The organism is Paracoccus haematequi, assembly GCF_900631945.1.
Taxonomy (GTDB): Bacteria; Pseudomonadota; Alphaproteobacteria; order Rhodobacterales; family Rhodobacteraceae; genus Paracoccus; species Paracoccus haematequi_A.
In genome coordinates this window covers 167,696-192,516 of record NZ_UZWE01000030.1, presented here as the reverse complement: position 1 = coordinate 192,516, position 24,821 = coordinate 167,696, and the positions used below count along the sequence as shown (strand labels likewise).

The 24,821-nt window shown below is 66.7% G+C and carries 28 protein-coding genes, 2 tRNA genes and 1 pseudogene; 16 read left to right on the top strand and 15 right to left on the bottom strand.

Annotation, left to right across the window (positions count from 1 at the left end):
* Positions 1-776: 776 nt before the first annotated feature.
* Entirely contained in the window at positions 777-1,052 is a 276-nt protein-coding gene (locus PARHAE_RS11040) for a hypothetical protein (protein WP_126154659.1), read from the bottom strand.
* Positions 1,045-1,224 carry a hypothetical protein gene (locus PARHAE_RS11035; RefSeq protein ID WP_126154658.1) on the bottom strand — a complete coding sequence of 60 codons (180 nt, stop codon included), beginning with the start codon at positions 1,222-1,224 and terminating at the stop codon, positions 1,045-1,047. The genes PARHAE_RS11040 and PARHAE_RS11035 overlap by 8 nt, the downstream gene beginning before the upstream one ends.
* 141 nt (positions 1,225-1,365) lie before the next feature.
* Between PARHAE_RS11035 and PARHAE_RS11030 the strand changes: the two genes are divergently transcribed.
* The 3 genes from PARHAE_RS11030 to PARHAE_RS11020 are packed head-to-tail and all read left to right on the top strand — an operon-like array spanning position 1,366 to position 2,077.
* On the top strand, positions 1,366-1,686 hold the full coding sequence (locus PARHAE_RS11030; protein WP_126154657.1) for a hypothetical protein: 321 nt from the start codon (positions 1,366-1,368) through the stop codon (positions 1,684-1,686).
* Complete coding sequence (locus tag PARHAE_RS11025) at positions 1,683-1,892, top strand: hypothetical protein (protein ID WP_126154656.1); 210 nt, start codon at positions 1,683-1,685, stop codon at positions 1,890-1,892. The genes PARHAE_RS11030 and PARHAE_RS11025 overlap by 4 nt, the downstream gene beginning before the upstream one ends.
* Positions 1,889-2,077, top strand: coding sequence for a hypothetical protein (locus tag PARHAE_RS11020; protein WP_126154655.1), 189 nt, complete (start codon positions 1,889-1,891; stop codon positions 2,075-2,077). The genes PARHAE_RS11025 and PARHAE_RS11020 overlap by 4 nt, the downstream gene beginning before the upstream one ends.
* A 131-nt stretch (positions 2,078-2,208) precedes the next feature.
* On the opposite strand, the gene PARHAE_RS11015 is transcribed toward PARHAE_RS11020, so the two are convergent.
* From PARHAE_RS11015 to PARHAE_RS22250, 8 genes and pseudogenes are all read right to left on the bottom strand, one after another.
* A tRNA-Sec gene (locus PARHAE_RS11015) sits at positions 2,209-2,304 on the bottom strand.
* A 93-nt stretch (positions 2,305-2,397) separates the two neighbouring features.
* Positions 2,398-4,209, bottom strand: a pseudogene (gene selB, locus PARHAE_RS11010) (selenocysteine-specific translation elongation factor); the annotation flags it as partial.
* Positions 4,206-5,573: an L-seryl-tRNA(Sec) selenium transferase gene (gene selA, locus PARHAE_RS11005; RefSeq protein WP_126154654.1), complete on the bottom strand. Its 1,368-nt coding sequence runs from the start codon at positions 5,571-5,573 to the stop codon at positions 4,206-4,208. The pseudogene selB and the gene selA, both read right to left, overlap by 4 nt.
* Complete coding sequence (gene fdhE / locus PARHAE_RS11000) at positions 5,573-6,487, bottom strand: formate dehydrogenase accessory protein FdhE (protein ID WP_126154653.1); 915 nt, start codon at positions 6,485-6,487, stop codon at positions 5,573-5,575. The genes selA and fdhE overlap by 1 nt, the downstream gene beginning before the upstream one ends.
* A gap of 36 nt (positions 6,488-6,523) precedes the next feature.
* A complete protein-coding gene (locus PARHAE_RS10995) occupies positions 6,524-7,210 on the bottom strand; it encodes a formate dehydrogenase subunit gamma (protein ID WP_126154652.1) in 687 nt (228 codons plus the stop codon).
* On the bottom strand, positions 7,210-8,205 hold the full coding sequence (gene fdxH / locus PARHAE_RS10990; RefSeq protein WP_126154651.1) for a formate dehydrogenase subunit beta: 996 nt from the start codon (positions 8,203-8,205) through the stop codon (positions 7,210-7,212). The genes PARHAE_RS10995 and fdxH overlap by 1 nt, the downstream gene beginning before the upstream one ends.
* On the bottom strand, positions 8,202-10,676 hold the full coding sequence (fdnG, locus tag PARHAE_RS10985; RefSeq protein ID WP_206436932.1) for a formate dehydrogenase-N subunit alpha: 2,475 nt from the start codon (positions 10,674-10,676) through the stop codon (positions 8,202-8,204). The genes fdxH and fdnG overlap by 4 nt, the downstream gene beginning before the upstream one ends.
* Positions 10,677-10,688: 12 nt before the next feature.
* A complete protein-coding gene (locus PARHAE_RS22250; RefSeq protein ID WP_126154649.1) occupies positions 10,689-11,288 on the bottom strand; it encodes a twin-arginine translocation signal domain-containing protein in 600 nt (199 codons plus the stop codon).
* 206 nt (positions 11,289-11,494) lie between these two features.
* Between PARHAE_RS22250 and PARHAE_RS10975 the strand changes: the two genes are divergently transcribed.
* On the top strand, positions 11,495-11,875 hold the full coding sequence (locus PARHAE_RS10975; RefSeq protein ID WP_126154676.1) for a translation initiation factor 2: 381 nt from the start codon (positions 11,495-11,497) through the stop codon (positions 11,873-11,875).
* 48 nt (positions 11,876-11,923) lie between these two features.
* Here the strand turns inward: PARHAE_RS10975 and PARHAE_RS10970 are convergent.
* The 4 genes from PARHAE_RS10970 to PARHAE_RS10955 all read right to left on the bottom strand — a co-directional run bounded on the left by PARHAE_RS10970 (position 11,924) and on the right by PARHAE_RS10955 (position 14,188).
* Positions 11,924-12,006, bottom strand: a tRNA-Leu gene (locus PARHAE_RS10970).
* 43 nt (positions 12,007-12,049) lie between these two features.
* Positions 12,050-12,967 (bottom strand): pseudouridine-5'-phosphate glycosidase, encoded by a 918-nt coding sequence (locus PARHAE_RS10965; RefSeq protein WP_126154648.1) that lies wholly within the window; start codon positions 12,965-12,967, stop codon positions 12,050-12,052.
* On the bottom strand, positions 12,964-13,845 hold the full coding sequence (locus PARHAE_RS10960; protein WP_126154647.1) for a PfkB family carbohydrate kinase: 882 nt from the start codon (positions 13,843-13,845) through the stop codon (positions 12,964-12,966). The genes PARHAE_RS10965 and PARHAE_RS10960 overlap by 4 nt, the downstream gene beginning before the upstream one ends.
* Positions 13,829-14,188 carry an ArsR/SmtB family transcription factor gene (locus tag PARHAE_RS10955; RefSeq protein ID WP_126154675.1) on the bottom strand — a complete coding sequence of 120 codons (360 nt, stop codon included), beginning with the start codon at positions 14,186-14,188 and terminating at the stop codon, positions 13,829-13,831. Before PARHAE_RS10955 ends, PARHAE_RS10960 begins: the two co-directional genes overlap by 17 nt.
* Before the next feature lie 205 nt (positions 14,189-14,393).
* Between PARHAE_RS10955 and PARHAE_RS10950 the strand changes: the two genes are divergently transcribed.
* From PARHAE_RS10950 to PARHAE_RS10930, 5 genes are all read left to right on the top strand, one after another.
* Positions 14,394-14,741 carry an AtpZ/AtpI family protein gene (locus PARHAE_RS10950; protein WP_126154646.1) on the top strand — a complete coding sequence of 116 codons (348 nt, stop codon included), beginning with the start codon at positions 14,394-14,396 and terminating at the stop codon, positions 14,739-14,741.
* A 2-nt stretch (positions 14,742-14,743) separates the two neighbouring features.
* On the top strand, positions 14,744-15,499 hold the full coding sequence (locus PARHAE_RS10945; protein ID WP_241232771.1) for a F0F1 ATP synthase subunit A: 756 nt from the start codon (positions 14,744-14,746) through the stop codon (positions 15,497-15,499).
* Positions 15,500-15,560: 61 nt separating this feature from the next.
* Complete coding sequence (locus PARHAE_RS10940) at positions 15,561-15,797, top strand: F0F1 ATP synthase subunit C (RefSeq protein ID WP_089343169.1); 237 nt, start codon at positions 15,561-15,563, stop codon at positions 15,795-15,797.
* A 76-nt stretch (positions 15,798-15,873) separates the two neighbouring features.
* A complete protein-coding gene (locus PARHAE_RS10935; RefSeq protein ID WP_126154645.1) occupies positions 15,874-16,464 on the top strand; it encodes a F0F1 ATP synthase subunit B' in 591 nt (196 codons plus the stop codon).
* Positions 16,461-17,021 carry a F0F1 ATP synthase subunit B gene (locus tag PARHAE_RS10930; RefSeq protein ID WP_126154644.1) on the top strand — a complete coding sequence of 187 codons (561 nt, stop codon included), beginning with the start codon at positions 16,461-16,463 and terminating at the stop codon, positions 17,019-17,021. Before PARHAE_RS10935 ends, PARHAE_RS10930 begins: the two co-directional genes overlap by 4 nt.
* Positions 17,022-17,106: 85 nt before the next feature.
* On the opposite strand, the gene PARHAE_RS10925 is transcribed toward PARHAE_RS10930, so the two are convergent.
* A complete protein-coding gene (locus PARHAE_RS10925; protein ID WP_126154643.1) occupies positions 17,107-17,766 on the bottom strand; it encodes a YiaD family glycine zipper/OmpA-like lipoprotein in 660 nt (219 codons plus the stop codon).
* A gap of 207 nt (positions 17,767-17,973) precedes the next feature.
* On the opposite strand from PARHAE_RS10925, the gene nth reads away from it, so the two are divergent.
* The 7 genes from nth (at position 17,974) to PARHAE_RS10890 (ending at position 24,817) form a co-directional block, all read left to right on the top strand.
* Positions 17,974-18,636 (top strand): endonuclease III, encoded by a 663-nt coding sequence (nth, locus tag PARHAE_RS10920; protein WP_126154642.1) that lies wholly within the window; start codon positions 17,974-17,976, stop codon positions 18,634-18,636.
* Positions 18,633-19,646 carry an adenosine kinase gene (locus tag PARHAE_RS10915; RefSeq protein WP_126154641.1) on the top strand — a complete coding sequence of 338 codons (1,014 nt, stop codon included), beginning with the start codon at positions 18,633-18,635 and terminating at the stop codon, positions 19,644-19,646. Before nth ends, PARHAE_RS10915 begins: the two co-directional genes overlap by 4 nt.
* A 164-nt stretch (positions 19,647-19,810) precedes the next feature.
* Positions 19,811-21,073 (top strand): beta-ketoacyl-ACP synthase II, encoded by a 1,263-nt coding sequence (gene fabF, locus PARHAE_RS10910; protein ID WP_126154640.1) that lies wholly within the window; start codon positions 19,811-19,813, stop codon positions 21,071-21,073.
* Positions 21,070-22,254, top strand: a complete 1,185-nt coding sequence (gene mltG, locus PARHAE_RS10905; RefSeq protein WP_126154639.1) for an endolytic transglycosylase MltG — start codon at positions 21,070-21,072, stop codon at positions 22,252-22,254. Before fabF ends, mltG begins: the two co-directional genes overlap by 4 nt.
* 120 nt (positions 22,255-22,374) lie before the next feature.
* The gene (locus tag PARHAE_RS10900) at positions 22,375-22,833 is read left to right on the top strand and encodes a hypothetical protein (RefSeq protein WP_126154638.1); all 459 of its coding nucleotides are present in this window, start codon (positions 22,375-22,377) and stop codon (positions 22,831-22,833) included.
* 267 nt (positions 22,834-23,100) lie between these two features.
* Positions 23,101-23,526 (top strand): permease, encoded by a 426-nt coding sequence (locus PARHAE_RS10895; protein ID WP_241232770.1) that lies wholly within the window; start codon positions 23,101-23,103, stop codon positions 23,524-23,526.
* On the top strand, positions 23,477-24,817 hold the full coding sequence (locus tag PARHAE_RS10890) for a DNA-packaging protein (RefSeq protein WP_126154637.1): 1,341 nt from the start codon (positions 23,477-23,479) through the stop codon (positions 24,815-24,817). The genes PARHAE_RS10895 and PARHAE_RS10890 overlap by 50 nt, the downstream gene beginning before the upstream one ends.
* Positions 24,818-24,821 lie beyond the last annotated feature (4 nt).

Here is a 24,821-nt window from a genome sequence, read left to right as displayed (position 1 = left end):
GCATCGCCATGCGTGCTTGCAAGACCGACCGGAGCTTTGAAGCAATGATCTACCTCGCTGCCGCCGTTATCAACTCACGATGAATCCCCACAGACCCTAAAGCTCACTGGGCCAGCGGCGCCATAAAGCCTGTCCGGCGTTACAAGCGCCTTACACCGGCCCGCCTCGATGCCATGCTGGAGCGGGTGGCGACGGCAGCTTAGCCAGACATGAAAGGCCCTCACGACCGCGCCGGATGCAAGGGCCTCCCATGAAGGACTGTGCGTTTGACCCTCATAAGACTATCAACCAAAAACTGCGGTAGCTGTTCCAGCGAAAACGAAAAGCCCTGCCAGAACAGGCAGGGCGTCAATCGTTAATCACTGTCCACCGTGTACGGACAGCGATTAACGTTAGCGTAAGCCAATCGTTCCGAAAAATTTTTCGCGATGTGAAATTTCCCCCGGCGTGTCGTGGCGCCGGGGGTTGATCGTGGGTTGAGTGCCTGCATGCTCTGCAACTTCAGGTAATGCGACTGGAAGACGTTTGTAAATAGTGAATTGATAGCGTTCGTGAATTTTTAAGGATTTGCTGCGAAGAGTGAATTCGACCGCTGGTCCAATAAACTTATCAACTTGCTCCTGAACCTCATGCTACTCCTGAAACGATCCTTGACCGCCGCATTCCTCGCAGCCTGTTGGGCGGCTGCGGGGTGGTTCATCTTCTGGCCCATGTTGGAATGGCTTCTGCGGCTGGCATAGGCGGCGTAGGTTTATCGAGGACGATAAACCGGACGCTTAGGTAACGATGCGCAGTTTAGGGCGCTGGGGCGGCGGCTCCGCACCGCTAAGCGTTGTAAGAATAACATCAATATCGCCGCTTTCTACACCGTTAGCTGTAAGGTGATCTCTCGCGGCCTCTAGCATAGCCTTCATCATGGCACGACTTGGCCCATTCTCATCCAGCATGCAAATAGAAGATGATATTGCCCGGATTGAAGCTTGAAGTGCGTCTAGACGATCTTCAAGATGCCGGATTGCCTCAGGCAGCGTAACCGTTTTTGGTTCAATCACGAGCGCTTCCTCTGGCCTTTCCCGAAGCGGCCAATCCAAGATCGACAAGCCGCCTGATTGCTTCGGACCTGCTTGGCAGATCATCTTGTGCTTTGCGCCATGCGTCGATCTGCGCCACCTGAGAGGGGGCGATGACCATTTGAAGGCGAACTGATTTAATCTCATCTGACATGGCTGCATGATACGCGACTTACACAAGTTATGCAATCTGCTTGACACGACATGCTGAAGTTGTGTAAGTTGAGCGGACCGAGAGGAAGTTGCTGCTTCCACCCGGCCCTAACCGAAACCCGATCTTAGAAGGAGATCGAGCATGGCTGTGAATTGCCATAACACCCCCGGCATGCTTGGGGAAACGCAATCTGAATTCCCGATCATCGATAACCTGATCAAGGTCGATGACCCTGCACAGTGGGCCGAACAACTCGCCTATCATGTGGAGGCGATGATCCTGACAGCAAGGCTGGCGCTGGACAACGATACCAGCGGCGACATCATGACAGCCGGACGCCTCGATGCTGTGGAGCGCACTTTGAACGTGGCAGGCGCATTGATGGCTGTTGTTACCAACGGCACCGAATTGCTGTCTCGGCGCCAGAAGGCAGGGATCTGGCGCAAGGGGGACGCAGCATGAGCCGCAAGCCGATCCACATGGTGAACGATGGTTCTGACAAGATCAACGAGGCCATGTCCTTCCTCGATCTGATCTACCTGGCCGATCTGCATGATAAGGATACTGCCTGCTTCTCAGTTGGCGCGCAGCAGGTTGTCGATCTATTACGCGAAGCGAAGATGCAGTTGGACAATGCAGCAACAATCCTCAGGGAGAACGCAGCATGACCGAGGACGAGCAAATGCTGGCGCTCTGCAACATCATCGACCTGTGCGCTGCCGCATCGGTCATCATGGGCCATGTCGATCACCTGCTAAAGCTTGAGGACGATCCGGCTGTTCGAGGGATCAAAGGCGCCGTTGACAGTATCAGGGTCCAGGCCGAGGCGGTGATGCAATCACTTCAAGTCTAACCATCAGCGCCCGGCTTCGGTCGGGCGTAAAACCACCGGGCGGTAAATTTCCGAGTGGGGGTGCATTTGGGGGATTGAGGCTGCCATGAACAAAAATAATGGATATAAAACGGTTAGTTGTCATCAATTTCTGGCGGAAGGGAATGGGAGTCGAACCCACCCGAGACAGTCTCGCTGCCCCAACCGGATTTGAAGTCCGGCCGCCCCACCGGGGGCGATTCCCTTCCAGGGTCGCCGAACAGGTCGGCGCGATGCGGGTTGATGCGACGTAAATCGCCGCGGCGCAAGGTCAGGCCGTGGCGGTCGAAGAAATCCAGGATTTCGATGGCGACCTTGCGGCCGTTCTGCACCCGGTCACGAAAGGCGGGGGCGGTGAACCAGCCGTCGGGGGCCTGCGCGGCCACGTCCAGAATGATCGCCACCATCTCGGCCGTGACGGGGCGGGCGAAGAAATGATCATGCGCGATCTGGTCGGTGCGGCCCAGCTTCTGGGTCAGTTTCAGAACGCGGCGCACCTCTCGCTCGTCCATGCCGAAGTCGGTGGCGAAGTCGCGGACGCGCGGCGGGCGGAAGCGCATCTCGCCCAGCAGGGCGGGGGCGATGCGGTCCCACAACGCCTCGTCCTCGGCCGTCAGGCGGACCTCGTGGCCGGGCAGGCGGAGGAAGGCGCCATCGGGGACCGCGCGGCCTGCATCGGATTCGGCGCGCAGGAAGGCCAGAAAGGCGTCCTTGGGCAGGCGCGGTTGCAGCGTCAGGCGCAGGCGCTCGCGGCCCAGGCCGGGCAGGTCCGGGTTGTCCTGGTGGAACTGCGTCAGGATTTGGGTCAACTGGGTTTGCAGCGCCGCCAGAACGGCCCGGCTGATCGCCAGATCGCCAATGGTGGCGGCCTGGGCGATGCGGGCGGCGTCCGCCAGGGCAGCGGGCGACAGGCTGCGGTCGCGGGCGAAGCCGGGCAGATCGACGGGCGCCACGGCCAGCATCGCGGCAAGGGCGGCGGCGGGATCCTCGGGCCGGGCGGCGGCGATCAGCGCCAGCCGTTCGGGCGTGCGGCGCTTGCGGGCGGGGGCGCGCAGGTCCAGGAAGCGCCCGCCGCCGATGGTGCGGCTGGCCGACACGTCGCGCAGGATGAAGCGGTCATGCACCGCCGCCGCGACAGGACGGTCCAGCACGATCTGCACCGGGCCGCTGCCGCCGGGCTGGATGGGATCGGACAGGGGCACGATGCGCGCCCCGGCCTCGACCGCGTGGCTGTGCAGGCGGGCAGGGAACCAGGTGCCGATGGGCTTGGGTTCGCTGGCCAGCACCGTCAGCCAGGCGTCGATGCGGTCGGCGGGCGCGTGCAGAGCGGGCGGCAGCACCACGTCGCCGCGATGGATGGCGTCCTTGCTGATCGCCTCGCCCGCCAGGTTCAGCGCGCAACGCTGGCCCGCCAGCCCTTCGGTCGCGGGGCGGTTCTGGGCATGGATGCCGCGCACGCGGGCCGGAAGGCCACGGGGGCTGACGGTCACCTGATCCCCGACCGCGACGCGGCCCGCCAGCATGGTGCCGGTGACGACCGTGCCCGCGCCGGACAGGGTGAAGCTGCGATCCACGGCCAGCCGCATCGGGCCGTCGGCGTGGCGGGCGGTCGTCTCGGCCTCGGCGGCGATCAGGGCGGCGCGCAGGGCGTCGACGCCTTCGCCGGTCAGCGAGGATACGGGCAGGACTGGCGCATCGGCCAGGGCGGTGCCCGCCAGCGCATCGCGGATTTCGGTCGTCACGGCCACGCGGCGGGCATCGTCGGCCAGGTCGGCCTTGGTCAGCGCCACGATCCCGCGCGCGATGCCCAGCAGGTCCAGGATCGCCACATGCTCGCGCGTCTGCGGCATCACGCCGTCGTCGGCGGCCACCACCAGCAGCGCCATGTCGATGCCGCCCGCGCCCGCCAGCATGGTGTGGATCAGGCGTTCGTGGCCCGGCACGTCGACAAAGCCCGTGACCCTGCCGCCGCCCAGGTCGGCATAGGCGAAGCCCAGGTCGATGGTGATGCCGCGGGCCTTTTCCTCGGCCAGGCGGTCGGCATCGGTGCCGGTCAGCGCCTTCACAAGCGCGGTCTTGCCGTGGTCGATATGCCCGGCCGTGCCGACGATCATGCCGACAGCGCCCGCAGCAGGTCGTCGTCGCGGTCGAGGCAGCGCAGGTCCAGGATCAGCGCGCCGTCGCGGATATGGCCGACGACGGGGCAGGGCAGGGCGCGCAGCCGGGCCGACAGCCGGTCGGGCGCGTCACCGCCTTGGCCGGTGATCCGCAGCCCGGCCGAGGGGATCGTATCGGTCGGCAGCGACCCCGAGCCGATCTGGCTGGCGCAATCGGTCGCGGTCACGCTGTAATCCGGCAGCAGCGCCCCCACCCGCGGGGCCAGCCGTTCGGCCTGCGCGGCGATGTCGGATTGCGGGCGCGCCAGGTGGCGCAGGGTCGGCAGGCGTTGGGCCAAGCGGTCGGGGTCGCGATACAGGCGCAGCGTCGCCTCCAGCGCGGCGATGCGGATCTTGTCCAGGCGGACGGCGCGTTTCAGCGGGTTCCTGTTGATCTGCGCGATCAGATCCCGCCGCCCGACGATGAAGCCCGCCTGCGGCCCGCCCAGCAGCTTGTCGCCGGAAAAGGTGATCAGGTCCGCGCCCTCGGCCACCGCCTCGGCCACGGTGGGTTCGCGGCGCAACCCGTAAGCCGCCAGATCGACCAGCGACCCCGACCCCAGGTCGTTCAGCAGCACCACGCCCGCTTTCCTGGCGATCTGTGCCAGCGCGGGGGCGGGAACCTCGGCGGTAAACCCTTCGATGCGGTAGTTCGAGGTATGGACCTTGAGGATCAGCCCCGTCTCTGCCGTGATCGCGCCTTCATAATCGCGCGGATGGGTGCGGTTGGTGGTGCCGACCTCGACCAGTTGCGCGCCCGCCCGCGCCATGATGTCGGGCATGCGGAAGGCGCCGCCGATCTCGATCAGTTCGCCGCGCGACACGATGGCCTGCCGCCCCTGGCCGAAGGTGTTCAGCGCGATCAGCACGGCGGCGGCATTGTTGTTGACGATGGTCGCGTCCTCGGCCCCGGTCAGCTCGCACAGCAGCCCGCGCAGGTGGTCGTCGCGCTGCCCGCGCCCGCCGCCGTCCAGGTCGAATTCCAGCGCCAGCGGCGCGGCCATGGCGGCCGAGGCCGCCTCGATCGCCTCCTCCGCCAGAATCGCCCGGCCCAGATTGGTGTGCAGCACCGTGCCGGTCAGGTTCAGCATCGGGCGCAGCTTCGACGCCGCCCCCGCCGCCAGATCGGCGGCCAGCAGATGCGGCAGGCGGGCGGCCTCGGTTTCGCCATCGGCGCCGCCCTTGATCGCGGCGCGGGCGGCGTCCAGACGGGCGCGAAGGGCGGCGGTGACCACCGCGCGGCCATGCGCGTCGATCAGCGCCCGGCCCCTGTCGGACAGCAGAACCTGATCGACCGAGGGCAGGGCGCGGAACCCCGTCATCAATAGCCGGCGATGAAGGGGTTGAAGCCACCGCGCCGGAAATCGGTGTCCTTCATCAGCATGTCGAGGCCCAGGCTGGACACGTCGTCCGCGATGGGATCCAGGCTGGGGTTCTTGTTCTGATAGAGGATCTTCACCCAACTGCCGCATTCGGAACACAATTCCGCCTTCACCGTCGCCTCGTCCGTTTCGACGCTGCGATAGCTGATGCCCTTGGTCGACCCGCAGCAAAGGCAGGTCACGCGCACCTCGTTCCAGTGCGTCGCGCAGCAGCCGCAGGCGGCATAGCGGGTGCTTTCGATCCCCGCCGCACCCATGACCGAGGATGTCGCGGGCCGTCCGCCGCAGGTCGGGCAGGTGCCGGTGCGGATCCTGACCAGTTGCGCGGCGTCCAGCGTGGCGGCCAGCCGCGCCAGATGGACCTGCACGGCAGCGCCGACGAACAGATGCGGCGCGGCGCTGTCGTCGGGGATGCGGTCGGACAGGATATTCTCCAGCAGCCAGTGCCGGTCGGCAATGCCCGCCGCCGTGACGGCGGACAGGGCCAGGCGGGCGGGTTCGGGCATGTCCAGCACCGCAGCCTCGGCCAGGAAGCGGTCCAGCGTGGCGTGCATCGTCTCGTCCGCCGCCAGGGCGGCGCGGTCGATGGGCGGCATCCGGCTTTCGCGGGCGATGCGGATGCGGTCGGCGGGGATCGGCGCGGGTGTGGGCAGGTCGCGCGCCAGCCGCGCCTGCAATCCGGTCAGGTCGGCCAGGAAGCGCAGATAGGGCGCCAGATTGCCGCCGTGATCGGCCAGAAAGGCGAACCGACCGGCCCGCTTGTCAAAGACCGCCGCGGCGTCGGGCAAAAAAGCCAGCGGCGCCACGGGGACGCCGCCGATGACCGAAGGGTCGGGTTGCATGGTGGTTGTCATACCGTCTCCGGGCCGGACCGGCCACTTGTCTTTGCGTTATTCTGCCGGGCCGTTCTGGCGGCGTCCAGCCAGTTCGCGCAGCCATTTGCGGTGGTGGCGATAGGCCCAGCCGCCCGTCACGGTTCCCCGCGTCATCGCCCGCAACGTGCCGCGCGTCCAGATCGCCGCATAGACATGCAGGATGAACACCAGGATGATCGCCACCGCTGCCAGCGAATGCACCAGCACGGCGATGCGCCGGGTCGGGATCGTCACCAGCCCGCCGAAGAACTGTTCCCAGATCATCACGCCGGTCACGATCAGCACCACGATCAGGATCGACATGGCCCAGAAGATGAATTTCTGCCCGGCGTTGTATTTGCCAAGCTCGGGCAGCTTTTCCTCGTGTCCGGCGACCACATCCCCGATCTGGGCGACCCAGGTGGTATCCTCGGGGCGGGGCAGGTTCAGGCGCCACAGCTGCACGAACATCAGCAGGAAGCTGAAGAACAGCACCACGCCGATGATCGGATGGATCCAGCGCGTCGTCTGCCCGCCGCCGAACAGGCCGGTCAGGAAATACAGCGACGGATGGAACAGCGCCAGACCCGACAGCAGCAGCAGGATCAGCGACAGCGCCGTCAGCCAGTGGTTGCCCCGGATGAAGCCCCGGTAACGGCTGACCGTCACCGGCCTGACGCTTTCGATCCGGTCGCCCGGTTCGGAATAGAGGGGGCGCGGCATCACACGTCCCCCCTGTCATGGGGCGCAGTGGCGGGCGCATCGGCCTGGACCAGCCGTTCTGCGGCCTGTTCCTCGTGTTCGTCCACGCGGTTGGCGCGGGCGAACAGCCCGTGGATCGCGGCCCCCACGGCGGCCACCCCCATCACCGCCAGACCGGCGGTCTTGGTGACGCCCTTCCAGCCCTCGACCACCGGCGAGATGCGCGGATTTTCCGGCAGCCCGTCATAGATCTGCGGCTTGTCGGCATGGTGCAGCACATAGATCACATGCGTGCCGCCCACCCCCTGCGGGTCATAGATCCCGGCGTTGTCATAGCCGCGCGACTTCAGATCCTCGATCCGGTCGTTGGCATGGGCGATCATGTCCTCTTTGGTTCCGAAGACGATGGCCTGGGTGGGGCAGGCCTTGGCGCAGGCCGGACCCTGGCCCACCGCCACGCGGTCGGAACAGAGGGTGCATTTATAGCTCTTGTGATCGACCTTGCTGATGCGCGGGATGTCGAAGGGGCAGCCGGTCACGCAGTATCCGCAGCCGATGCAGTTTTCATGGATGAAATCGACGATGCCGTTGGAATACTGCACGATAGCGCCGGGCGCCGGGCAGGCCTTGAGACAGCCCGGATCCTCGCAATGCATGCAGCCGTCCTTGCGGATCAGCCATTCCAGGTTGTCGGTTTCCGGGTTCACCCATTCGCTGAACCGCATCAGGGTGAACATGTTCGGGGTCAGGTCGTGGGGGTTTTCATAGACCCCCACGTTGGTCTCGACCTCGGGCTTGGTGTCGTTCCACTCGATGCAGGCCGACTGGCAGGCCTTGCAGCCGATGCATTTGCTGACGTCGATCAGCTTGGCGACCTTGGTCAGCTGCCGGTCGGGCTGCGGCACGTCCTTGGTGGCCGAGATGCGGACCACGTCGGAGGGCAGCAGGTTCGACCCGATCGGCTGGACGGGCGGGTTGGCCGCCGCCGTGGTGGGTTGGGGCGCGGTTTCGGTCATGCCACCGGCTCCTCTGCGGGTTCGATATTGACCATGAAGGCCTTGAATTCAGGCGTCTCGACGTTCGCGTCGCCGACCTGAGAGGTCAGGCTGTTCGGGCCGAAGCCCTTTTTCGCCGATCCCATGAAGCCCCAATGCAGCGGGATGCCGATGACATGGACGGTCTTGCCGTCCACCTGCAACGGCCGCAGCCGCTTGGTCACGACCGCCTTGGCCCAGACCTGCCCGCGCTTGGACCAGACCCGGACCCGGCCGCCCTTGGCGATGCCGCGTTCCGCCGCCAGTTCCTCGCTGATTTCCACGAAGAACTCGGGCTGCAACGCGGCGTTCACCGGGTTGTGCTTGGTCCAATAGTGGAAATGCTCGGTCAGGCGATAGCTGGTCGCGACGCAGGGGAATTCGGGATCCCCGATCTCGGCGAACTGGTCCGCCGTGCTTTGGAACACCCGTGCCACCGGGTTGCCGCGCATCTTCGGGTTGAAGACGTTGGCAATGGGGGCCTCGAACGGTTCCATATGCGTCGGGAAGGGGCCGTCGCGCATCATCCCCCGGCTGAAAAGCCGGGACGCACCCTCGGGGTTCATGATGAACGGACCGACCTCCTCTGGCTTGGCCGTGACCGGAATGTCCGGCACGTCATAGCCTTCCCATTTCTCGCCTGTCCATTCGATGATCTTGCGCGAGGGATCCCAGGGCTTGCCCTGCAAGTCGCAGGACGCCCGATTGTACAGGATCCGCCGGTTCGCCGGCCAGGCAAAGGCCCAATTGAGGAAGGCGCCGGTGTCGTCGGGATCGGTATTGTCCCGCCGCGCCATCATGTTGCCCGCCTCGGTCCAGCTTCCGGCATAGATCCAGCAGCCGCCCATGGTGGACCCGTCGTCGCGGTAATGCCCGAAGCTGGACAGTTGCTGCCCGGCCTCGGCCACGACCTTGGTGGGGTCGGCGGCGTCATAGACGGTCGCCAGCGCGCGGCCGTTCATTTCCCGGGCAAGCTCGTCCGCCTTGGGATCGTTCGGGTCGCGATAGTCCCAGGTCAGGTTCAGGATCGGGTCGGGGAAGACCCCGCCTTCGTCCTGATAGAGCTTTTTCACGCGCAGGAAGATCTGCGCCATGATCCAGGTGTCGTGCTTGGCCTCGCCCGGCGGGGTCGCCCCCGGCCAGTGCCATTGCAGCCACCGGCCCGAGTTCACCAACGCGCCCTCGTCCTCGGCAAAGCAGGTGGTGGGCAGTTCCAGAACTTCGGTCTGGATGGATGCCGTGTCCACGTCGTTGTAGATGCCGTGGTTCTGCCAGAAATGCGAGGTCTCCGTCTCCAGCGGGTCCATGACCACCAGCATCTTCAGCTTGGAAAACGCCTCGGTCATCTTGCCCCGGTTGGGGAAGGACAGGATCGGGTTGAAGCCCTGGCAGAAATACAGGTTCACCTTGCCATGGGCCATCAGCTCGAACATGCGCATCCCGTCATAGGCGGGCACGTCCAGTTTCGGCAGATAGTGATAGGCCCAGTCGTTTTCGGCGGTGGCGGCATCCCCCCACATCGCCTTCATGAAGCTGACCATGAACTTGGAATAGTTCTGCCAGTAACTGGTCTGCCCCGGCACGATCGGCTTGAAGCCGCGGGTGGACATGTAGGTCGCCCAGTCCGCTTCCTTTTCCGTGGGGATGTTCAGGTAGCCGGGGATCAGGTTCGACATCAGCCCGATATCGGTCAGGCCCTGGATGTTGGAATGGCCGCGCAGCGCGTTCATCCCGCCGCCCCGGACGCCGATATTGCCCAGGATCAGTTGCAGCATCGCCATGCCGCGGATGTTCTGCGCGCCCTTGGAATGCTGGGTCCAGCCAAGCGCATACATCGAGGTCATGGTCTTGGTCGGCGACGAGCATTCGCCGATCATGCCGCAGATATGCAGGAACTTGTCCTTGGGCGTACCGCAGATGCGTTCGACGAATTCCGGCGTATAGGCGTCGACATGCGCTTTCAGCAGGTTCCAGACGCAGCGCGGATCCTGCAGGGTGGGATCGGTCTGGACGAACCCGTCCTCGCCCATCTTGTAGTCCCAGCTGGACTTGTCGTAGTCGCGCTTTTCCTCGTCATAGCCGGTGAACAGCCCGTCGGACCAGCCGAACTCGTCCTTCACCAGGAAGCTGGCGTTGGTATAGTTGCGGACGTAATCCCACTGCACCTTGTCGTTTTCGATGCACCAGCGGATCACGCCCATCAGGAACACGATGTCGCTGCCCGGACGGATCGGCGCATAGTAATCCGACACGGACGCCGTGCGGTTATAGCGCGGATCGACCACGATCAGCTTGGCGCCGCGATGGTGCTTGGCCTCGGTCACCCATTTGAAGCCGCAGGGATGCGCTTCGGCGGCATTGCCGCCCATGACGACCACAAGGTCGGTGTTCTTGATGTCGGTCCAGGAGTTGGTCATCGCTCCACGGCCAAATGTCGGGCCCAAACTGGACACCGTGGGGCCGTGTCAGACGCGCGCCTGGTTATCGAATCCGACGATCCCCATGGACCGGACCGTCTTGTAGGTCAGCCATGCGGTTTCGTTCGTGGTTGCCGATGCCGCCAGGAAGCCGGTCGTGGTCCAGCGGTTGACGGGCACGCCCGCCTCGTTCACCTGGATCAGGTTGGCGTCGCGGTCGTCCTTCATCGCGCGGGCGATCTTGTCCAGGGCCTCGTCCCAGGTGATGTCCTGGAAGTCGCTGGCACCGGCGGCGCGATAGCGCGGCTTGGTCAGGCGCGTGGGCGCATGGACGAAATCCTTCAGCGCGGCGCCCTTGGGGCACAGCGTGCCGCGATTCGTCGGATGGTCGGCGTCGCCTTCGATGTGCAGAAGCTGGGCGGTCTCGCCCGCTTTCACGTCGCCCTTGGAATACATGATGATCCCGCAGGCGACCGAGCAGTAGGGACAGGTGTTGCGCGTTTCCGTGGTCGTGGCCAGCTTGAAGGCGCGCACATGCGCCTGTTCCGCCGCCTCGGCCCCGCCGAAGCCCATGGCCCCCAGCGATGTCGCCGCAACCCCCGCACCCGCCAGCCTCAAGAAGCCGCGGCGCGAAAGGTCGATGTTCATAAGACCCTCCTGCTGCCTGTCTATAGATAGGTACCGGGCCAGTTTGCTGACCGGGCGGTCAAAAGTCAAGGCGGGGCAGATCCTGTCGCGGTCGCTCCGGCAGGGCAAGAGGTCTGCGGAAATCTAATAAAAACAGAATTATATGGCTGGTTGTCCCGTTCACGATTTCGCGCGACCAAGCAGCGGCAATCTTTTACGAGGACATGATGTTCAAACCAATCCTTCTTGTTTGCGCCGTTCTTTCCGTTGCGGGCTGCGCCACCATCACGCGCGGGTCCAACGACGCGCTTATCGTCAACTCGACCCCCACCGGCGCCCAGGTGAAGATGAGCGACGGGCAGACCTGCAACAACACGCCGTGCACGTTCAAGGTGCCGCGCAAGTCGGAACTGAATGTCCTGATCACGAAGGACGGCTGCAAGCATCAGCAGGTCCGCGTGACAAACAAGGTCGCCAACGGCGGCAGCGCCGCCATGGCGGGCAACGTGCTGGTCGGCGGCATCATCGGCGCCGGTGTGGATGCCAGCAGCGGTGCGATGCTGGATCTGGTGCCAAACCCGGTCGAGGTGACGCTGGACTGCCACTGAGGCTGGCGGGGACTGCGGCGCAGCAGTGCCGCGCCCAGCCCGGCGCTGTGGTGCGCGGCGAGGGACTCGAACCCCCACGCCGAAGCGGTTGGACCTAAACCAACTGCGTCTACCAATTCCGCCAGCCGCGCACGTCGCCAGCCTTACGCCGGGATGGGCGGGACGGTCAACGGGTCATCGCTGGGTCATGGCGACGGCAATCTGCGATGCCAGGCGGGCGTTGTTCAGGACCAGGGCGATGTTGGAGTGCAGCGACCGGCCCTCGGTCAGTTCGAAGATGCGTTGCAGCAGGAAAGGCGTGACCTGTTTCGCGGCGATGCGTTGGGCCTCGGCCTCGGACAGGGCCTGTTCGATGACCGGGCCGATCACCTCGGCGGCGATCTCGGCCTCGGGTGGGATCGGGTTGGCGACAAGCTGGCCGCCGTTCAGGCCAAGGCGCGCGCGCATGGCGGCGGCGGCGGCGATCTGATCGGGGCTGTCCATGCGCAGCGGCGCGCGGATGCCGCTGGCGCGCGACCAGAAGGCGGGCAGGTCGTCCTGGCCATAGGCGATCACGGGCACGCCCAGGGTTTCCAGCACCTCCCAGGTCTTGGGCAGGTCCAGGATCGCCTTGGCGCCTGCCGCCACCACGGTCACCGGCGTCTGCGCCAGTTCCTGAAGGTCGGCGGAAATGTCGAAGCTGGACTCGGCCCCGCGATGCACGCCGCCGATGCCGCCGGTCGCAAAGACCCGGATGCCCGCCAGATGCGCGCAGATCATCGTCGCGGCGACCGTGGTCGCGCCGGTGCGGCCATTGGCCAGGCAGACCGCCAGATCGGCGCGCGACAGCTTCATCGCCTGATCCGGCGGCGTCTGCGCCAGGGCCTCCAGCGCCTTGTCGTCCATGCCGACATGGATCTGCCCGCCCATCACGGCGATAGTGGCGGGCACTGCGCCGTTGTCGCGGATCGCCTGTTCGACCTGCCGCGCCATGTCCAGGTTCTGCGGCCAGGGCATCCCGTGGGTGATGATCGTCGATTCCAGCGCCACGACCGGGCGGCCTGCGGCCAGGGCGTCGCGGACTTCGGGCGAGAAGGTGAGGGGGGCGGTCATGGAACATCCTTTCCAGAGACATGCGCGGCGGCGGCACAGGCGGCCTGGCGCAGGGCCGCGTCGCGCGGCTGTCGGTTCAGTTCGGCGGCCAGATGCGCGGCCAGGAAACAATCGCCCGCGCCGGTCACGCGCGCGACAGTGACGGGCGGCGGGGCGAAGGTCAGGGTCGGCGCACCCGCCATCGCCTCGGCGACCGGATGCGGGCCGTCGGTGACCAGCACGCGGGCGGCGCCGCGCGCGACGACGGCCTGCGCGGCGGTGGCGGCGTCGGGACAGGCGCGACCGGCGAGGATCTCGGCCTCCAGCCGGTTGAGATAGAAGCAGCCGCGCCGGGCGGCGATCAGGGGTTCCAGCCGTTCGGCCTTGCCGGGGCTGGCGGGGACCACGCGCAGGTCGGCGCGGGACAGGCGCGGGTCGCGGGCCACGCTGGCCAGCAGATCCTCGGTCAGGTTGCCGTCCAGGACCACCGGGGCGGTCCAGCCGGACAGCGCGCCGTCCAGCGGGGCCAGGATCGCGATGCCCGCATCCTCCAGGCTGTGGACATCGGCGATGGCGGCAATCAGCCCCTCGCTGTCCTCGATCCCCATATAGGTGTCGGTCGGCAGGCCGGTGTCGCGGGCCAGATGTGCGGTCAGGACGCCCAGACGTTCCGCCTCGGCCACCAGGGCCGCTCCTTCCGGGTCGCGGCCCACGGCGGACAGGACGGCGGGGCGCAGCCCCCAGCGGGCCAGCGCCACCGCGACGTTCAGGGCCACGCCGCCGGGGATGTGGCGGATGCGGCCCGGCACGTCGGCGCCCGGCGCCATCCGGCGCGGCGCGCGGCCGATCACGTCCCACAGCATCGCGCCGATGCAGAGGATGTCAGGGGGCGCCGTCATCGCTGCTCCATTCGCTGATCTGCGCCTCTAGAAACCGTTCGAAATCGTCCAGGTCCACCGGGTCGAACTGCCCGAAGCCCTGCATCCAGACGGATGCCGCGCGCATCCCGTCCGGGTCCAGCTTGCACCAGGTGATCCGGCCCCGGCGTTCCTGCCGGATCAGCCCGGCCGCCGCAAGGACCGACAGATGCTTGGAGATCGCCGCCAGGCTCATGTCGAAGGGCGCGGCCACGTCGCTGACGGCCATGTCGTCTTCCAGCAGCATCGACAGCACCCGCCGCCGCGTGGGGTCGGCCAGGGCCGCGAAGATCAGGTCCAGCCGGTCGGGCGCGGGGGCGTTCATCCGCCCGTGATGGCGCGGAATGGCGGGAATGGTCAACTGTCCGGTTGAATATTGTCCGCGTCGGGCAGGGCCGGCGCCGCGCGGCGCATCATCGCCGGAACCTGCAATTTTATTGTAAATCAATATGTTGATGGGATTTTCCCCATGCTTGACTTGGCGGGGGATCCACCCTAGACAGCCCGGCAACGAAGAGCGGGCGCGACAGATGGCCGAAGATCCCAGGGACAGCGCGGACCGGCAGGCGGATGCCGCCCGCCTGCGCGACCTGGAGGAGCGGCTGTCCAAGGTGACCGCGAAGCCAGAGGCCGCCGGGCCGATGGCGGGCTATGACAAGGCGCATGTCGCCTGGCGCATGGTCACCGAGATCGTCGCGGGCATCATGCTGGGCGCCGGGATCGGACACGGGTTGGACTGGCTGTTCGGCACCCTGCCGATCATGCTGATCCTGTTCATACTTCTCGGCTTCGTGGCCGGCATCAAGGTGATGATGCGCACGGCAGCCGAACTTGGCAGCACATCCGGCAAGCCGCCGGGCACCGACGAGAGGGACTGATCGTGGCGACAGAAGCGCATGGCGAGGCAACCGGCCTGTCTTTCCACCCGATGGACCAGTTCATCGTGCGCCCGCTGTTCGGGGACGGCGCGGTCCACTGGTACACGCCGACCAATGTCACGCTGTGGCTGTTCCTGATCGTCGCCGCCACGCTGGCCCTGCTGGTGATGGGCACGCGCGGCCGGGCCATCGTGCCCAGCCGCAGCCAGTCCATCGCGGAACTGGCCTATGGCCTGGTCCACAAGATGGTCGCCGACATCGCGGGCAAGGACGGGCTGAAATACTTCCCCTATATCATGACGCTGTTCATGTTCATCGTCTTCGCCAACTTCCTGGGCCTGCTGCCCATGGCCTTTACCGTGACCTCGCATATCGCGGTGACGGGCGTGCTGGCGCTGTCGGTGTTCCTGACCGTGACGGCCATCGGCTTCATCAAGAACGGCGCGCATTTCCTGGACCTGTTCTGGGTCCGCTCGGCCCCGCTGGCCATCCGCCCGGTGCTGGCCGTGATCGAGGTCATCAGCTATTTCGTGCGCCCCGTCAGCCATTCCATCCGACTTGCGGGCAACATGATCGCCGGTCACGCCGTGATCAAGGTCTTCGCGGGCTTCGCGGCCATCGCCGCCGTCGCGCCGATCTCGATCATCGCGGTGGTCGGCATGTATGCCTTCGAAATCCTGGTGGCCTTCATCCAGGCCTATGTCTTCACCATCCTGACCTGCGTCTACCTGAAGGACGCGCTGCACCCGTCGCACTAAGCCGGGCTGCACGGTCGGGTTTCACCCCAATCCACAACTTCCAACCGCAAGGAGCATCATCATGGAAGGCAATATCGGAGAACTGGGCCAGTACATCGGCGTCGGCCTGACCGCCATCGGCATGGGCGGGGCCGCCATCGGTGTGGGCAACGTCGCCGGCAACTTCCTGTCGGGCGCGCTCCGCAATCCGTCGGCCGCCGCCGGCCAGACCGCCACGCTGTTCATCGGCATGGCCTTCGCCGAAGCCCTGGGGATCTTCTCGTTCCTGGTCGCGCTTCTGCTGATGTTCGCAGTCTGATCCAACGCCATCCTTGCGGCGGGGTGGGGGTCCGGCCCCCGCCCCTTCGTGACCTTCAAGGCCAAGGGGTTTGGACATGATCAGCCTGTTGCAAGAGGCCGCCCATACCGCGGCCGAACATACCGAAAGCGTCGCAAGCTCGATCGCGCATGGCGAGACCGAGACAGCCACGGGCCTGCCCCAGCTGGATCTGACGACTTTCGCGAACCAGATTTTCTGGCTCATCGTCACCATGCTGGTGCTGTATTGGGTCGTGGCCAAGATCGCGCTGCCGCGCATCGGCGCCGTGTTGTCCGACCGCCAGGGCGCCATGACCGGCGATCTGATGGCCGCCGAGGAATTCAAGCTGAAGGCCAAGGAGGCCGAGGCCGCCTATGACAAGGCCCTGGCCGACGCGCGGGCCGAGGCGGGCAAGATCGTCGCCGCCAACCGCGCCGAGATCCAGAAGGAACTGGACGCCGCCATCGCCCATGCCGATGCCGAGATTTCGGCGCGCGCGGCGGAATCGGAAAAGCGCATCCGCGAGATCCGCGACAGCGCCGATACCGATGCCCGCGAGGTCGCCCGCGACGTTGCCGCCGAACTGGTGCGCAGCTTCGGCGGGACGGTCGATCAGGCCGCCGTCGATCAGGCCGTGGACAGCCGCATGAAAGGGGCCTTGCAGTGAAGAAACTTTCCCTTCTTGCCGCCACGGTTCTGGCCGCCGGACCGGCCGCCGCCGCGTCGGGCCCGTTCTTCTCGTTGCGGAACACGGACTTCATCGTGCTGGTGTCGTTCCTGGTTTTCGTGGGCGTGCTGCTGTATTTCAAGGTGCCCGCCCGGATCGGCGCGTTGCTGGACAGCCGCGCTGCGGGCATCCGCCGCGACTTGGACGAGGCCAAGCGCCTGCGCGAGGAAGCGCAGGAGATCTATGCCAGCTATGAGCGCCGCCAGCGCGAGGTGGCGGGCCAGGCCGATCAGATCGTCGCCAATGCCAAGCGCGAGGCCGAGGCCCAGGCCGCCAAGGCCAAGGCCGACCTGAAGACCTCGATCGAACGCCGCCTGAAGGGGGCCGAGGATCAGATCGCCAGCGCCGAGGCCGATGCGGTGCGTGCCGTGCGCGACCGGGCGGTGCAGGCTGCGGTCGCGGCGGCCTCCAGCCTGCTGGCGCAGCAGGTGGGCGCTGGCCAGCGGTCGGCCGGGATCGACGAAGCCATCGAGGACGTGGCGCGTCGGTTGAACTGACGGCATTCGGACGGTGATATTCGGACAGTGATCACGAAAAAACCCCCGGTCCTGCGACCGGGGGTTTTGCGTTGCGGGGTGGCGATCAGCGGGTCGGCCAGATCAGGATTTCGACCCGCCGGTTCTGGGCGCGGCCTGCGGCGGTGTTGTTGGATGCGACCGGCTGGTTGAAGCCCTGCCCGGTGGCGGTCAGGCGGGCCGGGGCCACGCCTGCGGCGGTCAGGATGCTGGCGACCGACTGGGCGCGGCGCTGCGACAGGTCCATGTTATGCGCGGCCGACCCGGTGTTGTCGGTGTGGCCAACGACCTGGACGCGGCTGTTCGGATACTGGTTCAGGTTGCGCGCCACGGCATAGAGGTCGTTCTGCGCCTGGCCGGTGACGGCAGCGGAATCGGTGGCGAACAGGATGCCCTCGGGCAGGATGACTTGCAGGTGGTCGCCCCGGTTCACGACCTGGACGTTGCTGCTGACGGACTGTTGCAGCGCCTGGGCCTGACGGTCGAGAATGTTGCCCGCGATGGCGCCCGCCGCCGCGCCCAGGATCGCGCCGCGCGCGGCGTCCCGGCCCTGGTTGTTGCTGTCGCTGTCGCGGGTGCCCGCCAGGACGGCGCCGACGGCGGCCCCGGCCAGGGCGCCTTGCTGGGTGCGGCTCATCCCGGTCGTGCCGGTGCCGTCGGTTGGGGCGCAGGCGCCAAGGGCGACAAGGCCGGCGCTGGCGAGGATGGTGGTGACGCGAAGGTTCATGGAATTTCCCTTTCCTGGTCTTGCGGCTTTGATCATGCGGCAAATTTCCGGTTGCCGCCCAACGCGCCGACGCTGGCCCAGTTCCGGGGGAAAGGAAAGTCACGGCTGCGTGGAAGATGCTGGATTGGCAGAAAAAACCTCTGGTCGCCGGGTCGGGGCCGGGCCGGGCTTGCATTGCCGGGCGAGGACGGCCAAAAGCATCGGGCCATGGTCCAGCCCCGCCGTCTGCCGCAGCCCTTGCCCTTTGCCCAGCAGGTCGCGATCTTTTCGCGCCTGGCCGAGGCCAATCCGCAGCCCGAGACCGAGCTGGTCTTTTCCAACCCCTTCACGCTGGTGGTGGCGGTGGCGCTGTCGGCGCAGGCCACGGATGTGGGCGTCAACAAGGCCACCAGGGGCCTGTTCGCCGTGGCCGACACGCCGCAGAAGATGCTGGATCTGGGGCTTGAGGGCGTGACCGAGCATGTCAAGACCATCGGCCTGTTCCGCCAGAAGGCGAAGAACGTGATCGCCTTGTCGCGCATCCTGGTCGAGGAGTTCGGCGGCGAGGTTCCCGACAGCCGCGCGGCGCTGATGAGCCTGCCGGGCGTCGGGCGCAAGACCGCCAATGTGGTGCTGAACAGCGCCTTTCATTTTCCGGCGCAGGCCGTCGATACGCATATCTTCCGCGTCGGCAACCGCACCCGCATCGCGCCCGGCCGCGATGTCGAGGAGGTCGAGCGCGCTATCGAGGACAACGTGCCCGCCCGCTTCCAGCAGGATGCCCATCGCTGGCTGATCCTGCACGGCCGCTATATCTGCCAGGCGCGCCGCCCGCGCTGCGCGGTCTGTCCGATTTACGATCTGTGCCCCTATGAGGAGAAGACCGCATGACCACCCCTTACGTGATCGGTATCGGCAATGCGGTGATGGACGTGATCTCGCCCACCGATGACGACCGGCTGGCCGCGCTGGGGATCCGCAAGGGAATCATGCAGCTGATCGAGCGCGAGCGGTCGGAATATCTGATGGCCGCGCAGGCGGACGACCACGGGCCGGGGCGGGCGCAGTCGCGGCTGGTGCCCGGCGGGTCGGTGGCGAACACGCTGGCCGGGATCGGAATGCTGGGGCTGCGGACGGCCTTCATCGGCCGGGTGGCGGACGATCCGCTGGGCTTGTCCTATGCCGAGCAGACCGAGGCGGCGGGAACGGTGTTCGTGAACCCTCCTGTCGCGGGCGAGCAACTGCCCACCTCGCGCAGCATCATCTTCGTGACGCCGGATGGCGAGCGGTCGATGAACACCTATCTGGGGATTTCGGCCGAACTGGGGCCGGACGATGTGAACCCTGCGGTGTTCCAAGGGGCCGGGTGGCTGTTCCTGGAAGGATACCTGTTCGACAAGCCCAAGGGGAAGGAGGCGTTCCTGAAGGCCGCGCGGTCCTGCCACGAGGCGGGCGGGCAGGCGGGGATCGCGCTGTCCGATCCCTTCTGCGTGGACCGCCACCGCGCGGATTTCCGGCGGCTGGTGGCGGGGCCGATGGATTACGTGATCGGCAATGTCCATGAATGGCAGTCGCTGTATCAGGTCGAGGATCTGGAGGAGGCGCTGCGTCTGGCGGCGGCGGATTGCGGCACGGTGATCTGCACCCGTTCGGGCGATGACGCGATCCTGATCCGCGAGGGCGAGCGCGTGACGGCGCCGGTGCATCGGGTCGTGCCGGTGGACGCGACCGGGGCGGGGGACCAGTTCGCCGCCGGGCTGATCTATGGCCTGGCCCTGGGCGCGCCGCTGGCCGTGGCGGGACGGATGGGCTGCATCGCGGCGGCCGAGGTGATCGGGCATGTGGGGCCGAGGCCTGAACGCGACCTGCGGGCGGATTTCCGGGCCGAGGGGTTGGTCTAGGCTTGCGTCCCGCGATCGCTGGGGGACTTCACGTCCCCCAGACCCCCTGTGGGATATTTGAGGTCCAATGCAAAGAGCTGCCGGTCGGTAGCCGCGGCGTTGCGTGGATCTGCCGCTGCGTGTATCAGGGCCGGAACGAATTTGCAGCTTGAAGGACAGTGCGGATGCGCAGGGTTGTTGTCACCGGATTGGGGATGGTCACACCGCTAGCCTGCGGCGTCGAGGCGACGTGGGAACGTCTGCTGGCCGGGCAGTCCGGCGCCGGGCCGATCACGCGCTTCGATCCCAAGGACGTGGTGACGAAATACGCCTGTGAAATCCCTTTCGGCGATGGCAGCGACGGCACCTTCAACCCCGACGACTGGATGGAGCCGAAGGACCGGCGCAAGGTCGACGACTTCATCCTGTACGGCATGGCCGCGGCGGAACAGGCGGTGAAGGATTCCGGCTGGGAACCCGCCACCGAGGAAGACCGCGAGCGCACCGGCGTGATGATCGGGTCGGGGATCGGCGGGCTGACCAGCATCGCCGAAACGGCGGTGCTGATCAAGGAGCGCGGGCCGAAGCGGGTCTCGCCCTTCTTCATTCCGGGGGCGCTGATCAACCTGGTCTCGGGGCAGGTCAGCATCCGCTTCGGCTTCAAGGGGCCGAACCATGCGGTCGTGACGGCCTGTTCCACCGGGGCGCATGCCATCGGCGACGCGGCGCGGCTGATCATGCTGGGCGATGCCGATGTGATGGTCGCAGGCGGCGCGGAAAGCCCGATCAGCGAGATCGGCATCGCGGGCTTCAACGCCTGCAAGGCGCTGTCCACCAAGCGCGACAACGATCCGCAGGCGGCCAGCCGCCCCTATGATGCGGACCGGGACGGGTTCGTGATGGGCGAGGGCGCGGGCTGCGTGGTGCTGGAGGAGTACGAGCACGCCAAGGCGCGCGGGGCCAAAATCTATGCCGAGGTTCTGGGCTATGGGCTGTCGGGCGACGCCTATCACATCACCGCCCCCAGCGAGGATGGCGATGGCGGTTTCCGGGCGATGCGCAACGCGCTGAAGAATGCCGGGCTGGAGCCTTCGGCGGTCGATTACATCAACGCCCATGGCACCAGCACCATGGCCGACACCATCGAGTTGGGCGCGGTGGAACGGCTGCTGGGTGATCACGCGAAGAACGTGGTGATGTCGTCCACCAAGTCCAGCATCGGGCATCTGCTGGGCGCGGCGGGCGCGGTCGAGGCGATCTTCTGCGCGTTGGCGATCCGCGACCAGATCTGCCCGCCGACGATCAACCTGGACAATCCGGCGGTCGAGCCGCAGCTGGATCTGGCGGCGAATGCGGCGGTGCGGCGGCGCGTCGATGTGGCGCTGTCCAACAGCTTCGGCTTTGGCGGCACCAACGCCTCGCTGGTCCTCGGGAAGGTCCGGGAATGATCTGGCGCAATATCGCGTCAAACTTCCTGACGCTGCTGATCGTGATGCTGATCGCGGCGGCGGCGGCGGTGGCCTGGGCCAAGCACCAGTTCAGCGGGCCGGGGCCGAGCGCGGTCGCGCAATGCGTGCAGGTGGCGCCCGGCGCCAGCCTGAACGCGGTCAGCCAGCAACTGGTGGAGCAGGGGGCGATCAGCAATTCCTATGTCTTTCGGGCCGGGACAGACTATCTGGACAAGGCGCGGGATCTGAAATTCGGCAGCTATCTGGTGCCGCCCCATGCCAGCATGGAACAGATCGTCGGGGTGATCACGGCGGGCGGGCCATCGACCTGCGGGACCGAGGTTCTGGTGCGCGTGGGCGTGCGCGAGAACACCGTGCTGCTGCGCGACATGAACCCCGACACCGGCGCCTTCGAGGAAATGGCGCGGTTCAACCCCGCGACCGAGGAATCGCCCGAGGCGATCTCGGTTGCGGTCGAAAAGCCCGGCGCGCGGCTGCGCGTCGTCATGGCCGAGGGCGTGACCAGCTGGCAGGTGGTCGAGGCTCTGAAGGCCGCGCCCTTTCTGACCGGCGAGGTCGAGGACATCCCGGCCGAGGGCAGCCTTGCGCCCGACACCTATGAGGTCGAGAAGGGCCGCAGCCGTTCGGCGTTGCTGGCCGAGATGGCGCAGCGGCAGGCGGCGATCCTGGCCGAGGAATGGGAGGCGCGGCCTTTCGGCCTGCCCTACGAGACGCCCGAGGAGGCGCTGATCATGGCCTCGATCGTGGAGAAGGAGACCGGCGTGGCGGACGAGCGGGCGCAGGTCGCCAGCGTCTTCGTCAACCGGCTGGAACGCGGGATGCGGCTGGAGACGGATCCCACGGTGATCTATGGCATCACCAACGGGCAGGGGGTTCTGGATCGCGGGTTGCGGCGGTCGGAACTGGCGGCGCGGACGCCCTATAACACCTATCGCGTGGACGGGCTGCCGCCGACGCCCATCGCCAATCCGGGCCGCGCGGCGATCCATGCGGCGCTGAATCCCGACAGCACGGATTACGTCTTCTTCGTCGCCGACGGGACGGGCGGGCACACGTTTTCCCGCACGCTGGAGGAGCACAACGCGGCCGTCGCCCGCTGGCGCGAGATCGAGCGGCAGCAGGGCGGCGATCCGACAAGTCCGGTCCAGGGCGACGGCTGAGCGCCGCAAACCGTTCGGGGCATTTGACAAAGCCCGTCCCGTTGCGCAGCATTGCAGGCAAGGGCGGGCTTTTTCGTGGCGCGGATCGCGCCCGGCCATCGCCTTGCAGGAGGATGAGCCATGAAACTGTCCGACATGTTTTCGACCCTGGCCGAAAATGCGCGCACCTATGAAAAGCGCGTGGCCGAATGGCAGGACGACCTGAACAGCCGCAACGACGAGATGCTGGCAAGCGCCCGCAAATGGCAGGAAACCGCCCTGCAACGCCAGGACGAGATGAACCGCCAGTTCAGAGGCTATTTCGAGGAAGCGGGCGAGAATGTCCGCAACCAGTGGCAGGCGATGCAGAACGCCTGGGAGGAGCAGTTCGAGAAGATCCGCGAGAAGGGCGAGGAAATGCGCGCCGCCGCGCTGAAATCGGGGCATCTGCCGGAATGGGCCGAGGCCTATGCCGCGCAGATGGTGGGATTCGCCCAGAAGATGCAGGACGAGGCCGCCAACGCCATCGCCGCCGCGACCGAGGCAAAGAGCCAGGGACAGGGCAAGGCGCCGCGCGGCAAGGGCACGAAGGACGCCTGAAACCGAATCCCCGTTGCGCTTTCCGGGCGGGTTGTTTCGCGGGGAAGGACGGGTGTTGCGCAGGGGTGTTGCGCAGGGCAAGCCTTTGTTCGGAATGGATAACAAAGCCTGCACCGTGCGCGCCCCGGTTTAGCGATTGACTTACCGAACGCCCTGGGGTAGAACCTTTCCATGCTGGGAGAAGTGGGCAAGCGGCCGGGGGCAACCCTTGGGCCGCTTTTTCATTTTTCGGCTCGTGCGGACAGGACACGAGGCAGGACAGTTTGCATGAACGATATGGAATGGCGCGGGATCGGCATCGGTGATCCCGAAGGACCGTTCGCGGCCGGGCGGAACCCGGCCGCGCCGGACGTGAAGCCGGTTGCGAGTGCGGAGGCAGGCATGGACCCCAGCGAGGCCATTGCCGTCGCCGAAGGGTTGTTCTGGTCCTATGTCAAGGATTTGAAACGTCACGAGGCCGCGTTGGAGGCCCGGCAGAGTGGGGCCGTCGATCCCGCCGAGCTGAAGGAAGCCATGCAAACCGCAAAGGTCGTCCGCGAGGCGGTCGGCCTTTTGATGGCGGAAAGGAACAGGGTTGACAAGTTACGCAAGGATATCGCCGGCGCGGTCGGAGGAGGCAGCCTCGACCTTGACGCGGCACGAGATGAAATCGGGCGCCGCCTGGCTTGCCTCCGCCGCGCCTCAGGACGTTGACGCCTTCCTGGGCGGGCTGTCGGAAAACGCGCTGATGGCGCTGCCCTGGCTGTTCGAGTTCTGGGCCCTGCCGCACCAACTGCCCCCCGAGGGCGACTGGAAGACCTGGGTCATCATGGGCGGGCGCGGCGCGGGCAAGACCCGCGCCGGGTCCGAATGGGTGCGGCGGATGGTCGAGGGACCGACCGCCGCCGCACCCGGCCGGTGCCACCGCGTCGCCCTGGTGGGCGAGACCTTCGACCAGGTGCGCGAGGTGATGGTGTTCGGCGAAAGCGGCATCCTGGCCTGTTCTCCGCCCGACCGGCGCCCCGTCTGGGAGGCCGGGCGCAAGCGGCTGGTCTGGGCCAATGGCGCGACGGCCACCGTCTATTCCGCGCATGAGCCCGAGGCCTTGCGCGGGCCGCAGTTCGACGCGGCCTGGGCCGACGAGTTGGCCAAGTGGAAGAAGTCCGAGGATGTCTGGGACATGCTGCAATTCGCGCTGCGCCTGGGCGAGCATCCGCAGCAGGTCGTTACGACCACGCCGCGCAATGTGGGGGTGCTGAAGCGGATCCTGGGCAATGCGTCCGCGGTCACGACCCATGCGCCGACGGATGCGAACCGCGCCTATCTGGCGGAAAGCTTCCTGACCGAGGTGGCGCAGCGTTATGGCGGCACCCGGCTGGGGCGGCAGGAACTGGACGGCGTGTTGCTGGACGACGTGGAAGGCGCGCTGTGGACCACGGCGATGCTGGAGGGCTGCCGGGTGGAACGCGCGCCGAAGCTGTCGCGTGTTGTCGTGGCGGTCGATCCGGCGGTGACGGCGGGAAAGGCCAGCGACGAGTGCGGCATCGTGGTCGCGGGCGTCGTGGCCGAGGGCGAGCCGGGCGACTGGCGGGCCTATGTGCTGGAGGACGCCACGATCAAGGGCGGGCCGCTGGACTGGGCGCGCGCCGCCATCGCCGCGATGGACCGCCACGGCGCCGAGCGGCTGGTGGCCGAGGTGAACCAGGGCGGCGACCTGGTGGAAAGCGTGATCCGGCAGGTGGACCCCTTGGTCCCGTTCCGCGCCTTGCGGGCGGGCCGGGGCAAGGGGCTGCGGGCGGAACCCGTCGCGGCGCTGTACGAGCAGGGGCGGGTCAAGCACCTGCGCGGGCTTGGCGCGCTGGAGGACCAGATGTGCCAGATGACGGTGCGCGGCTTCGAGGGACGCGGGTCGCCGGACCGGCTGGACGCTCTGGTCTGGGCGATCCACGAACTGGTGATCGAGCCGGGGGCAAGCTGGCGGCGGCCGCAGATGCGGCGGTTGTGAGAAA

Bases quoted from the DNA above. Each gene is read 5' to 3' on its own strand.
- PARHAE_RS11035 (WP_126154658.1), bottom strand. From the start codon at position 1,224: ATGTCAGATGAGATTAAATCAGTTCGCCTTCAAATGGTCATCGCCCCC.
- PARHAE_RS11030 (WP_126154657.1), top strand. From the start codon at position 1,366: ATGGCTGTGAATTGCCATAACACCCCCGGCATGCTTGGGGAAACGCAA.
- PARHAE_RS11025 (WP_126154656.1), top strand. From the start codon at position 1,683: ATGAGCCGCAAGCCGATCCACATGGTGAACGATGGTTCTGACAAGATC.
- PARHAE_RS11020 (WP_126154655.1), top strand. From the start codon at position 1,889: ATGACCGAGGACGAGCAAATGCTGGCGCTCTGCAACATCATCGACCTG.
- selA (WP_126154654.1), bottom strand. From the start codon at position 5,573: ATGACGGGGTTCCGCGCCCTGCCCTCGGTCGATCAGGTTCTGCTGTCC.
- fdhE (WP_126154653.1), bottom strand. From the start codon at position 6,487: ATGACAACCACCATGCAACCCGACCCTTCGGTCATCGGCGGCGTCCCC.
- PARHAE_RS10995 (WP_126154652.1), bottom strand. From the start codon at position 7,210: ATGCCGCGCCCCCTCTATTCCGAACCGGGCGACCGGATCGAAAGCGTC.
- fdxH (WP_126154651.1), bottom strand. From the start codon at position 8,205: ATGACCGAAACCGCGCCCCAACCCACCACGGCGGCGGCCAACCCGCCC.
- PARHAE_RS22250 (WP_126154649.1), bottom strand. From the start codon at position 11,288: ATGAACATCGACCTTTCGCGCCGCGGCTTCTTGAGGCTGGCGGGTGCG.
- PARHAE_RS10975 (WP_126154676.1), top strand. From the start codon at position 11,495: ATGTTCAAACCAATCCTTCTTGTTTGCGCCGTTCTTTCCGTTGCGGGC.
- PARHAE_RS10965 (WP_126154648.1), bottom strand. From the start codon at position 12,967: ATGACCGCCCCCCTCACCTTCTCGCCCGAAGTCCGCGACGCCCTGGCC.
- PARHAE_RS10960 (WP_126154647.1), bottom strand. From the start codon at position 13,845: ATGACGGCGCCCCCTGACATCCTCTGCATCGGCGCGATGCTGTGGGAC.
- PARHAE_RS10955 (WP_126154675.1), bottom strand. From the start codon at position 14,188: ATGAACGCCCCCGCGCCCGACCGGCTGGACCTGATCTTCGCGGCCCTG.
- PARHAE_RS10950 (WP_126154646.1), top strand. From the start codon at position 14,394: ATGGCCGAAGATCCCAGGGACAGCGCGGACCGGCAGGCGGATGCCGCC.
- PARHAE_RS10940 (WP_089343169.1), top strand. From the start codon at position 15,561: ATGGAAGGCAATATCGGAGAACTGGGCCAGTACATCGGCGTCGGCCTG.
- PARHAE_RS10935 (WP_126154645.1), top strand. From the start codon at position 15,874: ATGATCAGCCTGTTGCAAGAGGCCGCCCATACCGCGGCCGAACATACC.
- PARHAE_RS10925 (WP_126154643.1), bottom strand. From the start codon at position 17,766: ATGAACCTTCGCGTCACCACCATCCTCGCCAGCGCCGGCCTTGTCGCC.
- nth (WP_126154642.1), top strand. From the start codon at position 17,974: ATGGTCCAGCCCCGCCGTCTGCCGCAGCCCTTGCCCTTTGCCCAGCAG.
- PARHAE_RS10915 (WP_126154641.1), top strand. From the start codon at position 18,633: ATGACCACCCCTTACGTGATCGGTATCGGCAATGCGGTGATGGACGTG.
- fabF (WP_126154640.1), top strand. From the start codon at position 19,811: ATGCGCAGGGTTGTTGTCACCGGATTGGGGATGGTCACACCGCTAGCC.
- mltG (WP_126154639.1), top strand. From the start codon at position 21,070: ATGATCTGGCGCAATATCGCGTCAAACTTCCTGACGCTGCTGATCGTG.
- PARHAE_RS10900 (WP_126154638.1), top strand. From the start codon at position 22,375: ATGAAACTGTCCGACATGTTTTCGACCCTGGCCGAAAATGCGCGCACC.
- PARHAE_RS10895 (WP_241232770.1), top strand. From the start codon at position 23,101: ATGAACGATATGGAATGGCGCGGGATCGGCATCGGTGATCCCGAAGGA.
- PARHAE_RS10890 (WP_126154637.1), top strand. From the start codon at position 23,477: ATGAAATCGGGCGCCGCCTGGCTTGCCTCCGCCGCGCCTCAGGACGTT.